Genomic DNA, 13,423 nt, shown 5'->3' on the forward strand with positions numbered 1-13,423 from the left:
TCGTTTTCCCACCATGCCCTTTGCCTCGCTCAGAGATCGCGCACTCCTTTCCGTGTCTGGGCCGGATGCCGGGCACTTCTTGCAGAATATCCTGACTACCGACCTCGACGTGCTCGGCAGCAGCGAAGCAAAGCCCGGCGCCCTGCTGACGCCGCAAGGCAAGGTCCTGTTCGACTTCCTGATCTCGCGCGCCGGCGAAAATGCTTTCCGCCTCGAATGCCGTGCCGAGACCGCCGACGATTTCATGCGCCGGCTGACGCTCTACAAGTTGCGCGCTAAAGTCCAAATTTCCAAGCTGGATCAGCCTGTTGTGACCGTCCTATGGGAAAGCGCTTCAACTGCCTCGCAATTTGAATCAGCACCGTTTGCCGATGCGCGGTTCGTCGATGCTATCGTCAAACGCTTCTATGATGGCACCGCAGAAGGAGGCGACCTTGCCGCATGGCAAGCCTTTCGCATCGCCCATGGCATTGCCGAAAGCGGCACCGACTATCAGCTCGGCGATGCGTTTCCGCATGACGTGCTGCTCGACGAGATCGGCGGCGTCGGCTTCAAGAAGGGCTGCTATGTCGGCCAGGAGGTTGTCTCGCGCATGCAGCATCGCGGCACTGCCAGACGCCGGGTGTTGATCGTCTCGGCCGAACGCTCCCTGCCCGCCTCGGGCGCAGAGTTGACCGTGGAGGGGCGGCCGGTCGGCACGCTTGGCTCGACCGCCGGCACGACAGGCCTCGCCATTGCCCGCATCGACCGGGTCAAGGCAGCGTTCGACGCCGGCCTGCCGATCCTGGCTGACGATGTCGCCGTGTCGCTCACCATCCCGCCCTGGGCGAAATTCAGCTTTCCGCAGGAAGCCGTCGGCGCGGAGGAGGCCTGATGGCGGCCGATCGCGCCGGGGCGCCGCCGCGCGCCTGGCAGCGCATGCTGTCCGGGCGACGGCTCGATCTCCTCGACCCCTCGCCGCTCGACATCGAGATCTCGGATATCGCTCACGGCCTTGCCCGCGTCGCGCGCTGGAACGGCCAGACCAGAGGCGAGCACGCCTTTTCGGTCGCCCAGCATTCGCTGCTCGTCGAAACGCTTGTCGGCGAGCTGATGCCGGATGCCGACGCCGATGCGCGGTTGGCGGCGCTGCTGCACGACGCGCCGGAATATGTCATCGGCGACATGATCTCGCCGTTCAAGTCCGTGATGGGCGGCAGCTACAGGGACTGCGAGATCAGGCTGCAGCGCGCCATCCATCTGCGCTTTTCGCTGCCAGCGGAACTCGACGCGGGACTGCGCAAGGAGATCAAGCGAGCGGATCAGATCGCCGCTTATTTCGAAGCGACGCTGCTTGCGGGTTTTTCAACGGCAGAGGCGACGGAGTTCTTCGGCCGGCCGCGCGGCTTCAATGCCGAGCGCTTCGATGTCACGCCGCGCTCGGTGACCTGGGCGCAGAATGCCTTTCTCAAACGGTTTGCGGCGATCGAGAAGTCGCGACGCCAGACTGCCGTTCCAGCCGGCTGAAAACGGTAAATTAACCGGCAAGGACAAGAGTGCCGTGGTTAACCACGGTCCATAGGCGCGCTACATGCCCGTTGCCGGTATCAAGGCAGGTTCGTCCGTCCGCCGACGACGGGTCAAAGGCGTTGGTCTGCCGCAACGGATTGAAGACGAACTGCGCGAACAGAACGAGCGTTTTTCGGCAGCGGTCGAGAACATGTCGCATGGCCTGTGCATGTTCGATGCCGATGAACGGATGATCATCTGCAATAGGAACTACATCAGTATCTTTCGCCTCGACGCCGAAGTGGTACGGCCCGGCATCCGGTTTTTCGACATCCTCCAGCACAGCGTGGACATCGGCATCGCCTCGCAAAGCGCTGAGCAACTCTATGCCATTCGCAAGCCCTATATCGACCAGGCAAAACCTTCCACCTATGAGGAAACGCTTGCAGACGGGCGTATCGTCAACATTTCGCACCGGCCGCTGGCGTCGGGCGGTTGGGTATCGATCTACGAGGATATCACCGAGCAACGGCGCGCCGAGCAGGAGTTGAAGGAGCAGCACCGCCGTTTCGACGCGGCACTTGCCAACATGTCGCAAGGACTTTTGATGTACGACGCGGACGGCAAGCTGATCGTGCGCAACGAACGTTTTCTGGAACTTTACCATGTCAGGCCGGCCGACCTCCCGCTTGGCATGAGCCACCGTGATGCCTTTAAGCGGCTGCTGGAACTGGGCATTTACACAAAGCTCGACCCCGACAGCGAAATTTCGCAAATCGAAGCCTGCCTGCGGGCGGGCAAAACACACGTAACGCATCGCCATCTTGCCGATGGCAGAACGCTGCTGGTTGCACGCCGGCCGATGAGCGGCGGCGGCTGGGTCGCGACATTCGACGACGTGACCGAGCGCAGGCGCGTGGAAGAGCGCATGACCCACCTTGCGCATCACGACACACTGACCAACCTGCCCAATCGCTCGATGCTTCGCGAACGGCTCGACCAAGCCCTTAGCGAGACGAAAGACGGATCGCTGGCGATATTCTCGCTCGACCTCGATCACTTCAAGGCGGTCAACGATACTTGGGGCCACCCTTCCGGCGACTGGCTGCTGAAATGCGTGGCCGAACGGCTGCAACGGTGCCTGCGCAATGAAACGGACGTTGTCGCTCGCTTCGGCGGCGACGAATTCGTCATAATCCAGTTCAATCTCAAAAGCCCGGGCGATGCGGAAAAACTGGCCAAACGCATCGTCGAGATCATCGGAAAGCCGTTTCGCGACAAGCGACACGACATGCGCGTCGGCATCAGTGTTGGCATCGCGCTGTTTCCGAATGACGGCAAGGACACCGACACTTTGCTGAAAAACGCCGATATGGCGCTCTATCGGGCAAAGAGCGAAGGGCGCAACCTCTACCGTTTCTTCGAACCAGCCATGGATGCGATGGTGCGCGCGCGCCGGGCGCTCGAAATCGATCTCAGGGCGGCGCTGTCGCGCCGGGAATTCGAGCTGGATTTCCAGCCGATCATGAACATCGCCTCCGGCGAAATCGTCGGTGCCGAAGCCTTGATGCGCTGGCGTTCGCCAGTGCGCGGCCTGGTGCGTCCGGACGACTTCATTCCGGCCGCCGAGGAGACCGGGCTGATCGTGCCGCTTGGAGAATGGGCGCTGCGGAAAGCCTGCACGACCGCGGCAGGCTGGGCGCCTTTGCGCATCGCAGTCAATGTCTCCGCCGTGCAGATCAAAAGCGGCACCTTTGCCCGCAGCGTCATCTCGGCGCTGGCGTTCTCGGGCGTGCCGGCCAACCGGCTTGAACTGGAAATCACCGAAACGGTGCTGATGGACGAGAGCGATCTGGTGCTCAAGACACTGAGGCAGCTGCGCGATCTGGGTGTCCGCATAGCGCTGGACGATTTCGGCACCGGCTATTCCTCGCTCGGCTACCTCAGGCGCTTTCCCGTCGACAAGATCAAGATCGATCGCTCTTTCACCCGTGACATCGACAGTCGCGATACCGCGGCGATCGTGCGCACCATCATCGGGCTTGGCGCACAGCTGGGCATCACCGTCACCGCCGAGGGTGTCGAGACCGAAGCGCAGCTTGAATTCCTGCAAAAGGAGGGCTGCGTCGAGGCCCAGGGCTATTTGATCGGCGTGCCATCGAAAGCGTCGGACATCAACCGGCTGCTGAAGTCGAACGCGACGATCAGGCAATCCGGCTAAGTGCGACAGCCGGGCGAGCCAGTCATCGGCTCAGCCTGGACATCTGCCATCAATACAATGTCTGGATATACCTCGTCGAAGCGCGCGCAGGTCAGAGATGTCCGCTCAACGCCTCCACCATATCCTTGTTCGTCGCCACGGGAACGATCTCGAATTCGACCAGATCCGCCCATTCGATGACCCACCGCTGCAGGAGTGTGACGTCATCGGCCTCCACCAGCAGGAAGCAGCGGCTCATATCCGCTGCGATCCAGCTGTGGTGCACGAGCAGCGCGTCCGGCTTCAGGCGGCCCTGGTCGCGGAAACGGCGGTAGATCTCCTTACGGTCGCAGCCGCGAAAATCCTCGGTTACGAAGAACAGCATCTTTTTCCCCTCAATTCGGATGTCATCGGCCCGGCCGGTCCAATCGCTCCAGGAACCACTGCGTCAGCCGCACCCAGACCTCGTCTTTTTCGCCGGAGTCTTCCCAGCCGTGGTCGAGGTTGGGGTTATCGTTGACCTCGATGACGAAGACGCCGTCCCTGGTCTCCTTGAGGTCGACTCCGTAGAGGCCGTCGCCGATGCAGCGCGCCGCGCTCACCGCCGTCTCGACGACATGGGCCGGCGCTTCCTTCAGGGTGAAGGTCTTGATGCCGCCCTGGTCGGGCTTGCCGTTGGCCTTATGATTGACGATCTGCCAATGCTTCTTGGCCATCAGATAATGGACGGCAAACAAGGGTTGGCCGCCGAGGACACCGACGCGCCAATCATATTCCGTCGGAATGAATTTTTGCGCGATCAGGAGGTCGGAATCCTCCAGCCATTCGGTTGCGAGCGTCTTTAACTCTTCGAAGGTGCCGCATTTCTTGACGCCGCGCGAAAACGAGGAGTCCGGGATCTTCAGCACCAGGGGGAAGCCCAGCGTCTGCGCCGCAACTTCCAGATCCGAGATGCCGGCTATCATCACCGTCGGCGGCACCGGTACCTTGTTGTAGGTCATCAGCTCGTTGAGATAGACCTTGTTGGTGCAGCGGATCATCGACAGCGGATCGTCGATGACCGGCATGCCTTCCTGCTGGGCGCGGCGGGCAAAGCGGTAGGTGTGGTTGGAGATCGAGGTGGTCTCGCGGATGAACAGCGCGTCGTAGTTGGCGAGCTTGGCCAGATCCCGCTTGGTGATCGGCTCGATTTCGACGCCCATCTTTTCAGCGATCTTGGCCCAGTGGCGCAGCGACGAAATCTCCGACGGCGGCAGTTCCTCATGCGGATCGACCAGCGTGGCGAAAGTGTAGCGCGCCGGCGTGCGGCCCTTGGTGTCACGCCACTCGCGGTTGGTGTAGGTCTCCAGGCACTGGAGAAAGTGCGTTTCCTCGTCCTCGGTCATCCTGGCCAGGGGATGGAAGCCAATCTTGCGGATCGAGGCCCATTCGGCGCTGTCCCTGATGTGGACCTCAAGCGCCGGGGCACGGAACCAGTCGAACAGCAGTTTGGCGAAGCGGTCCCAGATCCTGGACGGTCCGATGCCGAAGAAGATGCAGACCTTCTGCGGGAAAGCGCCGCCCAGGTCCTTGCGGCACTTGTTGAGTGCGAGTTCGAGTTCCGGCAACGCGTGCTCATAGAGCTTGCGCTCCGACAGGTCGATCATCGTTTCGACCGTCGGGATGACCTTATGGCCGCGCGAACCGGCGAGCAGCGAGGCGTAATAGCCGCGGCTCTGGTAGCCGTAATTGTTCGACAGGTTGATGACCTTCGGCCGCTGCCCGCGAAACAGTGCCGGATGGGCAAGGTAGTCGCGATTGGTGATGATCTTGTGCGGCGTCGCCACTTGGTCGAGATCGTTCTGCCGGCCGGTAAGGATGACCCAGGTCATTGGCTGTCGCGCTTTCCGAGAGTGATGGCGGCGCGCAATCCGTCGCGGCCGAATTGCGCCATGTTCATGAAGATGCCGTAAGGCACGGGAATGTTGGCAGCATCGAGGATCGTCTCCTGCCGCTCGTCCTCGACCCAAGGGTCGTGGATCAGGATGTGATCGCCGTCGTCACCGATGGCCAATACCCAGTGCGGAACCTTTTTGCCGAACATCAGGAAGCCGCTGATCAGGACCAGTACCAGTTTTCCCTCTGCGATCGCGGTGCGAATGTCGTCAAGCCCGAATGAACGGTAATTCACCGGGATGCCGTAAAGTTCCGCGCGGCGGCGAAAGTCGACCTGCGCCAGCTCCATCACCCGGCGCTTGTCTTCGCTGCGCACCGATTGCAGGAAAAGCGCGCCATAGAAGGACACATAGATCTCAGCAGCAAGCCCGCTCTCATAGCCGGCGACGGCCAGCCCGAACGGCTCGCAGCCGCCGGGGCCGGACATCATGAAAACGGTCGTCGCCTCACGCCACAGCCGGATTTCCATCACCGGGTCCGGCACGAAGCCGGGGCCGAAGTAAGCCATCGCCATCATCAGGCAGCATGGTCCGCAAGTGAATTCGCAAGTCTGCTGATAAAACGGCACTTCGGTGGCGACCGGAATGTCGCCACGCAAGGTCTTTTCATAGCGCAGCGCCGTGGCGCCATCCTCGTAATAGTCCGGTTCGCGGCCGATCTTGCGGTAGCCGCTCCGCTCGTAGATCTGGATCGCGCGCGGGTTGTCCTCGCGGACTTCCAAACGAAGCATCATGCGGCCGTGCTCGAAAGCAGCGGTCTCGGCCTCTTCCAGCAGAAGGCGGCCAACGCCACGGCCGCCGAAAAATGGACCGACGGCGATCGAATAGAGCCGCGCGACGCCGCTGCCCTTGCGAAACAGCACGACTGCATAGCCGGCGACGCGGCCATCGCTTTCGCCAACCAGCAGTTCGGCGGTGTCGCGTTCGATCAGTTGGCGAAAGGAACGGCGAGAAATGCGGTCGCTCGAGAAAACAGCTTTTTCGATGGCGGCGAGGTCATCGACGTCGGACGCGCGGGCCTTGCGAATCTCGGCAGGCATGCGGGCTCAGAAAACCTCGATTGGGTTGTGGAAACGACCCTAGTCTAAACATCGGTCACACCAGCCGAAGTGCCAGCATTAAGCAAGCGCTATCGCACCTCGATTAGGGCCGAATTGTGACAGTTTTGACAGCAGGCAGGTCGCGCAAAGGCTTTGAGCGACCTCCGTGTTTCGGCATCGGCGCGGCTCCGGAAAAATGAGATCCTGCTCAGCTTTGCAAGGCCGCCAGAAGCTGGCCATAGGCGCTCTTGGCCACCGCGGCCAGCCGCTCGCGCGGCAGCGAGCCGACGACGGCGCAGCCATAACCCTTGTCCAGCCAGTAGACAGCCGCAGGACCATCTTCTTCCGACCCATAGGTGCCCTTGGCCTTGGCAGCCGATTCGGCGGTGACGAAGAGCGAAATGCGCGCGCCCTTGTCGTCCTCGTAAAGCAGCATCGCGGCCTTGCCCTGGCCGGCAGGCAGCAGCCGGCCACCGACCAGTTGGAATCCCTGCGCTGCCAGATCCGGCGCGACGAGCTTCAAACCCACCTGGTTCGACAACCAGCTCTGCAAATGATCCTTGTCGCTTGCCGGCACTTCCACCGCATGCCGCTTTTCGGCGGCATAGATGACGTGGGCGGCGATCGCTTCTTCGGCAAGCTGGTCCTCGGCCGTATTTTCCAGGCCGAGGCCGCCGATGCCGGCAAGATAGCCGCCAGCACCGCCAATCACCAGCATGGCGGCAGCGGCGACCGCAAGCCACCAACGCGAGCGCGACGGCGCCGCTCTGACCACCGACGCCTCGCCAAGCACCACCTTGTTCAGCCGCACCGGTACGGGTTCGTCCAGCACGCCGTTAAAGGCTGCGCGCAATGCTGCCCGGTCGGCGGCGTAGCGTGCACTCTTGGCCTTCATCTCGGCATTGGCCTCGAGCCATGCCTCATAGGCCGTCCGCTCGTCGCCCGGCAACTCGCCATCGAGAGCCATGTGGATGTCGCGTTCGGAGAAATCGCGCCGGCTCATTTCTCGACGATCCTTATCGAGCGGCGGCGCGCGGTATCATCCAGCAGCGCGCGCAGTTCCTCACGCCCGCGCGCGATGCGGGACATCAAGGTGCCGGCGGGAACCCCAAGGATGTTGGCGGCTTCGGCATAGGAAAACCCTTCGATGGCGACCATCACAAGTGCCGCGCGCCGGTCAGGGCTGATCGCCTGCAGCGCGTCGACGATCTCGCGCGAGGCGATGCTCTCGACCTGCTCGGCGGGTGCTGCCTGCGCCTCGCTTGCCTCGAGCGGCAGCATCGCCGCCTCGCCGCGCCGGTTCACCTTGCGCATCTGGTCGATGAACAAATGATGCATGATCGTAAACAGCCACCTCCTGGGGCTTTCTCCTGTCTGCCAATTGTCGAGCCGCACAAGCGCCCGCTCGAGACAATCCTGGACGAGATCGTCGGCGGAATCGCGGTCGCGCAACAGCGAGCGTGCATAGCGGCGCAAACGCGGTATTTCACCAAGGATTGCTGCCTTCTTTTCGTCCATGACCGCTGGTTCTGGAGCCCCTGTCCGTGGTGATTGAACGCGCCTTTGCGGCGCGGCGCAAGCGGCCAGCGCGAAGCGGTCCGCCGCCCCGGTCACCCAAGCAACTGAATAACGCTGCCGATGCCAGCTTTATTCCCGGCCAAATTGAAATCGTCAGCTATTGCTCGTCTCGAGCTTTTCTTTCGCCGCCCTTGTCAGCAGCCGCTGATAAAACAAGCCGATGCCGATGAGCACCGCGCCGAGGCCGATGAAGGACAGCGCCCGCAACACGCCTTCCAGCTCCGACATATCGAAGACGAAGACCTTGAGCACGGCGACCGCGATCAGCGCCGCAGACGCTATGCGCAGCACCTGCGACTTCAGCCAGACACCGGCGGTGAGCAGCACCACGCCGATGGCCAACCAGAGCGCCGAATAGGTATAGGTCTCGAGCTGACCGAGGCCGCTCCACAGGCCGATGAACTCGCCCTTGAACAGCCTCCTGACCGACAGCGTGGCATAGACGAAGGCGAGCACCGCCGCCACAACCGCAAGCATGGCCGCATACCATTTCGGCCGCTTGTCGCGGGTATAGAGCGCCAGTGCGCCTGTCGCGACTGCCGGCAACAGATAGGCCAGGAACAGAAGGTTGAACACCGGAATGCCGCCGGTCGATTCATCCGTCAGCAGCGGGTTCAGCACCACAAAATGCCGGATGACGATGAAGGCGACCGAGAGCACCCCGGCAGCCATCGAGCCGTAACGCAGCACAGAGCTTGGCGAGCGCATGTCGATGGCGACCAGGATTGCACCGGCGCCGATGGCAATCAGCGTATAAATCGCCTGTTCGGCAAGTGTCATCGAGCCGCTGTCGATGACGCCACCATGCATGGCATGACGCACCAGCATGGCAACGGCGAGCAGAGCAAACAGCGCGGCGCCGGCCTCCATGGCGAGGCGCGGCCGGCCATTGGTTGTGCGGGCGAGTTGCCAGGCGGCAAAGCCGAAGGCGAGCGCCGGCACGCCATATCCGAGCAGCAGCCAGTTGAACACGGGTGTTTTCGACAGGAACTCGGCACCGACGATGGTCGGGTCGAAGGCGGCACGGCCGAGCACTGCGATCACCGCACCGACCGAAATCCAGCCAAGCACCGGATAGCTACGCCAGCGCGTCGCCAGTGCCGGCACAACGGCGGCTGCTCCGAGCAGGACGGTTGTCCAGCCGGAGCCAAAGGCCATGTGCAGCATCAGCAGGCCGGCGATCGCCGCGCCGGCGAGCGCGAAGGAGACGGCAGCGCCGCCGGTCAGCGGCGGCGCTTCGCCGCGCGCTATCCATTCGCCGCCGGCGACGAAGATCCCGACCAAAACGGCCGCTGCGGCCGCATAAGCAAGGTCACGGTCGAGATTGCCGAAGGTGAACCAGAGCGCCAGCAGGATGACCAGTGGCGCGACAGCGCTCCAGGCCGCCCATGTGGCGGCGCGCAGCCAGCCAGGAGCCGCAAAACGGCGCGCTGCCCAAAAGCCGGCGCCGATGAAGACCAGGCCCAGCGCGATGCCGATCCTGAGCATCAAGGCATCAGACCCCACAACCGGCACGCCATCGACACCGAGAGCGCCGCCCGAAAAATCGGCGGCGACCGTGGTCGGCGGAATGATGCCGAGATAGACCAGCACCGTCGCCAGCCCGGCGGCGTGCAGCAGTGCAAGCGCTCGCGGCCGGTAGAGCGCTATCGCCACCAGGGCTACGATAAGGGCTGCTCCCTGCAAGGCATCGCCGGCGGCGGCAAAGACCGGATCGACGAACAGGGCCAGCGCTGAAAGAGCGACGAAGAACCCCGGCGCGATCGACGGCCAGTCGAAGCCGGTGTCGGCGACCGCTTCGCTGCGACGGCCAAGCCAAACGAAGGCGAGCACGGCCAGTGTCACCACGTCGATAAAGAGGATGACGGAAAGGTTCGTCCCCGGCGCTTCGGTCATGTAGAAGATGGTCCAGATGCCCGTGGCGACGAAGGCTGCGGCCATCAAGAGCCTCCAGTCGCGGATGCGGGCAATGACGCCGGTGGCGGCGAGCACGATCGCCAGATAGCCAAACAGCGCCCACGGATTGGGCGCCTGCGAGGCGACGAGTAGCGGCGTCACCATGGCGCCGAGCAGGCCGACGCCGGCCAGCGCCTGACCGTGGACCAGGCTTGCCGCGATCGTCGCCACGCCGATGGCGCCGAGCAGCGTGAAAGCGAGCGCCGGGCCGATGAAACCGTAAATGCTGTACGCGGCGTAGACCGTGCCGAACAGGATGAAGGCGCCGGCCGCTGTCAGGATCGCCGGGATATAGGCACCGGCGGCACCTTGCACCGGCACCCTGAAGCCGGTGCGCCGGATGAACTCGCCGCCGCCGACCAGCGCCAGCCCAAGTGCCGCCGCCATGAAAAGCCGCACGCCTGGCCCGAAAATGCCGGCCTCGATCGTGTAGCGGATCAGGAACAGGCCGCCCAGCGCCAGCGCGATGCCGCCGACCCAGACCGCCCAGCGGGTACCGAGCGCCGTTTCGACGTCGGATTGGCGGGCGGCTTTCGCCGCTGCCGCCGGTTGCGCCGGCTCCGGTGCGGACGGCGCCGCGGTATCGGCTTCTGCCTCTGCAGCTGATGCGACCGCTGCGGTCTCGGCCCCTGGCGATGCGGCCATGTCGGCTGCCGCCGCCGGCGGGATTGCGCTATCCGCCGGTTTGCTGTCGTTTGCAGCCGGTTCCTTGGCTTGCGGCGGCAGGACAGGCGCGCCCGAAAGCACGAGGCTGCGCAACGCGCCAAGCTCGCGCTCGATCAGGCCGATACGGCTCTGCTGGCGTGAAATGATGACGAACAGCGCGATGATGGCGACGAGGCCAATCAGGCTTTCAAACATGGCGGTTCCCCCAAACCAGGCCAGTCGTCACTGACATTCAATGTTCAGTGACATTCAAATGCGGCGGCCAGACGGCCGGTCCATTCAACGTGCCGCCAGATTGGCCGCCGGAAAGATCGAGCACGTTTCGGTGCCGAAAGCCAGCAGCTTGCCGTTGGCATCCTTCAGCGCCGCTTCCGAAACCGCCAGCGTGCGGCCCTTGTGCACCACTTTGCCCTCGCACACCACCTCGCCGGTCCCTGGGGTGATCGGCCGCGTCAAATGATGTCGAGGCCGAGCAGCGAAACCCGACCGGGATAGGAGTTCCATTTCGCTCACCTGATGGCTTCGCCGATGGCGGTTTCCCCGGCAAATGCCTTGCCGCCCGCATAATGCTTGCGCAAGGCGGCGAGGAAGCCGGCGCGGGCGCCGGGTGGTTCGATACCGCGCGGCTCGTAGACATGGCGGGTCAAAAAGAAGCCGGTCAGCCGGAAGGCGTCGTCGATCGCCGCCGGATCGGCGCGCAGGCCCGAACCGCGCTGCAGGAAGGCAGGCAGCGCCAGCATCTTGTCGCGCCACGGCGCGCCCGCCGCCCGCGACACGGCGCGGCCGGATTTCGGCGAGACGTAGGCAAGGTCCTGCCTGGTGCCGGTCGCCGCACACTGGCTGAGATCGAGGCCGAAACCGAGTTCGTCGAGAACCAGCAGCTCGAAGCGGGCCACCAGCTCGCCGGCGGCATCGGCATCGTCGAGATGGGCGATCATGACCGCGAGCGTCTCATAGAGACCGCGATGGGCATCGCGCTCGGGCAGAAGACGCAAATGCGCGGCCATTGTCTGCAAGCCGTAAACGGCAACGGCGCTGTCCATCAGCCGGGCGGCGTTCATTTCGATGGCCTCGGCCTGGAAGGTGCCGAGATGTTCGTCGAGCCGCGCCCGCCACAACAGGTCGACGCGGTTGCCGGGCTGCAAGACCGGCTGCTGCTTGCGCGAACGGCCGCCGCGCACGAGACCGAGATGGCGGCCATGCGCACGTGTCATCACCTCGAGAATGGCGCTGGTTTCGCCATGCTTGCGGGTGCCGAGAATGATTCCCTCGTCGCGCCATTCCATGACCAGAGCTTGTCACCGGTTGCATGGCGAAATCAAGATGAGCGACTTATCCGCCGCAAGCCAAAACGGCCCGTAGCGTATCGCTACGGGCCGTTTTGGCGAGATCGTCGTTTGATCAGAACGAGCGCTGGAAGCGGAAGATGCCGCCGATTGCGTCGGCATCGTCGGCATCGAAATTGTCGTAATAATCGACTTCGGCGGTGATCGTGTAACCAGGAACGATGGTGTAGGCGACATTGGCCGCAACGGCGAAATCTTTGTCGTCGGTATAGGAGACCTGGGCGTTCAAAGAGGTCTTCTTGTTGACGGCATAGCTGCCGCCGCCCCAGACGGCAAAGTTGCCAGTCCACGGCTTGTAGAAGTTCTTTGCAACGTTGTCGTCCCTGCCGTAGCCCGCCATCACGAACAGGGTCAGGTCAGTAATCGGCTTGACGTCGAGGCGAGCTTTGCCGGCCCATTCTTCCGACGTGCTGTTATAGGCGCCGACGGCGGTGATCGCACCCCAGTCACCCTTGTATTTCACGCCGCCGACGACAAACGGAACGTAGCTGTCGATCGACTGGTCAGCGCCGGAGCCTGTTTCGACCGAGGCGACTGCCGTAAAGCCGTTACCGCCGTCGAAATAGTAACTGATCAGGTTGGTGTCCTTGGTGCCGTACGGGATGATGGTGTCCTGGACGACGTTGCCGGCGTAGCCGATGAACGAATCATAGACAGTTTCATCCTTGCCGACGCGGAAACCTCCAAGCTGGATCCAGGCGAAGTTCAGGGTAACCGCCTTGTTGTCCTGCACGCTGAAATCAACACCGCTCACGGTGTGTTTGGTATTGCCGAAGTTGAAACGGGTCTCGGTGTAGGTCTTCAACGTGCCGAGCTCGGTTTCCTGGCCGGTCCACGTCTTCAAATTGAAGCGGGCATTCTTGTTCCAGGTCTGCTGTTCGTCACCGTCCATAAGGTCGTGTGTCGTCGCGCCGTCGAAAACGCGGCCACCGTCGCCGAAGCTGGCGTCATAGCGGACATAGCCGCCGATGCGCAGGCAGGTTTCGGTGCCGGGGATATAGAAGTAGCCGGCGCCGTAGACGTCGCAGATCTTGACGTATTCAGCGGGTTCCGGCTCGGCGACCACAACAGCGTCGGCGGCGCGCGCGCCGGAGACCGCGACGAATGCCGCGGCTGAGCCGAGAAGAAGGCTCTTGATATTCATTTTCTGACCTCTCCAGTCAAAGTTAAAAATGGCTTTGGATTCATGGGTTGAACGGCTGAACGCCTCACCCA

The 13,423-nt window shown here is 63.0% G+C and carries 12 protein-coding genes; 3 read left to right on the forward strand and 9 right to left on the reverse strand.

Annotation, left to right across the window (positions count from 1 at the left end; all coding sequences use genetic code 11):
• Positions 1–13: 13 nt before the first annotated feature.
• From ygfZ to NKI22_RS12205, 3 genes are all read left to right on the forward strand, one after another.
• The gene (gene ygfZ / locus NKI22_RS12195) at positions 14–874 is read left to right on the forward strand and encodes a CAF17-like 4Fe-4S cluster assembly/insertion protein YgfZ (protein ID WP_352788919.1); all 861 of its coding nucleotides are present in this window, start codon (positions 14–16) and stop codon (positions 872–874) included.
• Entirely contained in the window at positions 874–1,506 is a 633-nt protein-coding gene (locus tag NKI22_RS12200; protein WP_023719870.1) for a YfbR-like 5'-deoxynucleotidase, read from the forward strand. The genes ygfZ and NKI22_RS12200 overlap by 1 nt, the downstream gene beginning before the upstream one ends.
• Before the next feature lie 64 nt (positions 1,507–1,570).
• Positions 1,571–3,709, forward strand: coding sequence for a putative bifunctional diguanylate cyclase/phosphodiesterase (locus NKI22_RS12205; protein WP_352481847.1), 2,139 nt, complete (start codon positions 1,571–1,573; stop codon positions 3,707–3,709).
• A 91-nt stretch (positions 3,710–3,800) separates the two neighbouring features.
• On the opposite strand, the gene NKI22_RS12210 is transcribed toward NKI22_RS12205, so the two are convergent.
• The 9 genes from NKI22_RS12210 to NKI22_RS12250 form a co-directional block, all read right to left on the reverse strand.
• On the reverse strand, positions 3,801–4,073 hold the full coding sequence (locus NKI22_RS12210) for a DUF3303 domain-containing protein (protein WP_023719871.1): 273 nt from the start codon (positions 4,071–4,073) through the stop codon (positions 3,801–3,803).
• Between the two features lie 22 nt (positions 4,074–4,095).
• Complete coding sequence (locus NKI22_RS12215; protein ID WP_023719872.1) at positions 4,096–5,559, reverse strand: RimK family ATP-grasp domain-containing protein; 1,464 nt, start codon at positions 5,557–5,559, stop codon at positions 4,096–4,098.
• Entirely contained in the window at positions 5,556–6,662 is a 1,107-nt protein-coding gene (locus NKI22_RS12220) for a peptidase C39 family protein (protein ID WP_023719873.1), read from the reverse strand. Before NKI22_RS12220 ends, NKI22_RS12215 begins: the two co-directional genes overlap by 4 nt.
• A 208-nt stretch (positions 6,663–6,870) precedes the next feature.
• On the reverse strand, positions 6,871–7,665 hold the full coding sequence (locus NKI22_RS12225; RefSeq protein ID WP_352481851.1) for an anti-sigma factor family protein: 795 nt from the start codon (positions 7,663–7,665) through the stop codon (positions 6,871–6,873).
• Positions 7,662–8,180 carry a sigma-70 family RNA polymerase sigma factor gene (locus NKI22_RS12230; protein ID WP_023719875.1) on the reverse strand — a complete coding sequence of 173 codons (519 nt, stop codon included), beginning with the start codon at positions 8,178–8,180 and terminating at the stop codon, positions 7,662–7,664. Before NKI22_RS12230 ends, NKI22_RS12225 begins: the two co-directional genes overlap by 4 nt.
• 153 nt (positions 8,181–8,333) lie before the next feature.
• Positions 8,334–11,057 (reverse strand): DUF2339 domain-containing protein, encoded by a 2,724-nt coding sequence (locus tag NKI22_RS12235; protein ID WP_352494852.1) that lies wholly within the window; start codon positions 11,055–11,057, stop codon positions 8,334–8,336.
• 84 nt (positions 11,058–11,141) lie between these two features.
• Entirely contained in the window at positions 11,142–11,366 is a 225-nt protein-coding gene (locus NKI22_RS12240; protein WP_352494851.1) for a PaaI family thioesterase, read from the reverse strand.
• 5 nt (positions 11,367–11,371) lie between these two features.
• A complete protein-coding gene (gene recO, locus NKI22_RS12245; protein WP_352788928.1) occupies positions 11,372–12,148 on the reverse strand; it encodes a DNA repair protein RecO in 777 nt (258 codons plus the stop codon).
• A gap of 115 nt (positions 12,149–12,263) precedes the next feature.
• Entirely contained in the window at positions 12,264–13,352 is a 1,089-nt protein-coding gene (locus NKI22_RS12250; RefSeq protein ID WP_352494849.1) for a porin, read from the reverse strand.
• Between the last annotated feature and the right edge of the window lie 71 nt (positions 13,353–13,423).

The organism is Mesorhizobium sp. M0778 (assembly GCF_040320105.1).
Taxonomy (GTDB): Bacteria; Pseudomonadota; Alphaproteobacteria; order Rhizobiales; family Rhizobiaceae; genus Mesorhizobium.

What these genes read in the sequence shown, in the direction of transcription:
- ygfZ (WP_352788919.1), top strand. Translation starts at nt 14, where the DNA reads ATGCCCTTTGCCTCGCTCAGAGATCGCGCACTCCTTTCCGTGTCTGGG.
- NKI22_RS12200 (WP_023719870.1), top strand. Translation starts at nt 874, where the DNA reads ATGGCGGCCGATCGCGCCGGGGCGCCGCCGCGCGCCTGGCAGCGCATG.
- NKI22_RS12205 (WP_352481847.1), top strand. Translation starts at nt 1,571, where the DNA reads ATGCCCGTTGCCGGTATCAAGGCAGGTTCGTCCGTCCGCCGACGACGG.
- NKI22_RS12210 (WP_023719871.1), bottom strand. Translation starts at nt 4,073, where the DNA reads ATGCTGTTCTTCGTAACCGAGGATTTTCGCGGCTGCGACCGTAAGGAG.
- NKI22_RS12215 (WP_023719872.1), bottom strand. Translation starts at nt 5,559, where the DNA reads ATGACCTGGGTCATCCTTACCGGCCGGCAGAACGATCTCGACCAAGTG.
- NKI22_RS12220 (WP_023719873.1), bottom strand. Translation starts at nt 6,662, where the DNA reads ATGCCTGCCGAGATTCGCAAGGCCCGCGCGTCCGACGTCGATGACCTC.
- NKI22_RS12225 (WP_352481851.1), bottom strand. Translation starts at nt 7,665, where the DNA reads ATGAGCCGGCGCGATTTCTCCGAACGCGACATCCACATGGCTCTCGAT.
- NKI22_RS12230 (WP_023719875.1), bottom strand. Translation starts at nt 8,180, where the DNA reads ATGGACGAAAAGAAGGCAGCAATCCTTGGTGAAATACCGCGTTTGCGC.
- NKI22_RS12235 (WP_352494852.1), bottom strand. Translation starts at nt 11,057, where the DNA reads ATGTTTGAAAGCCTGATTGGCCTCGTCGCCATCATCGCGCTGTTCGTC.
- NKI22_RS12240 (WP_352494851.1), bottom strand. Translation starts at nt 11,366, where the DNA reads ATGGAACTCCTATCCCGGTCGGGTTTCGCTGCTCGGCCTCGACATCAT.
- recO (WP_352788928.1), bottom strand. Translation starts at nt 12,148, where the DNA reads ATGGAATGGCGCGACGAGGGAATCATTCTCGGCACCCGCAAGCATGGC.
- NKI22_RS12250 (WP_352494849.1), bottom strand. Translation starts at nt 13,352, where the DNA reads ATGAATATCAAGAGCCTTCTTCTCGGCTCAGCCGCGGCATTCGTCGCG.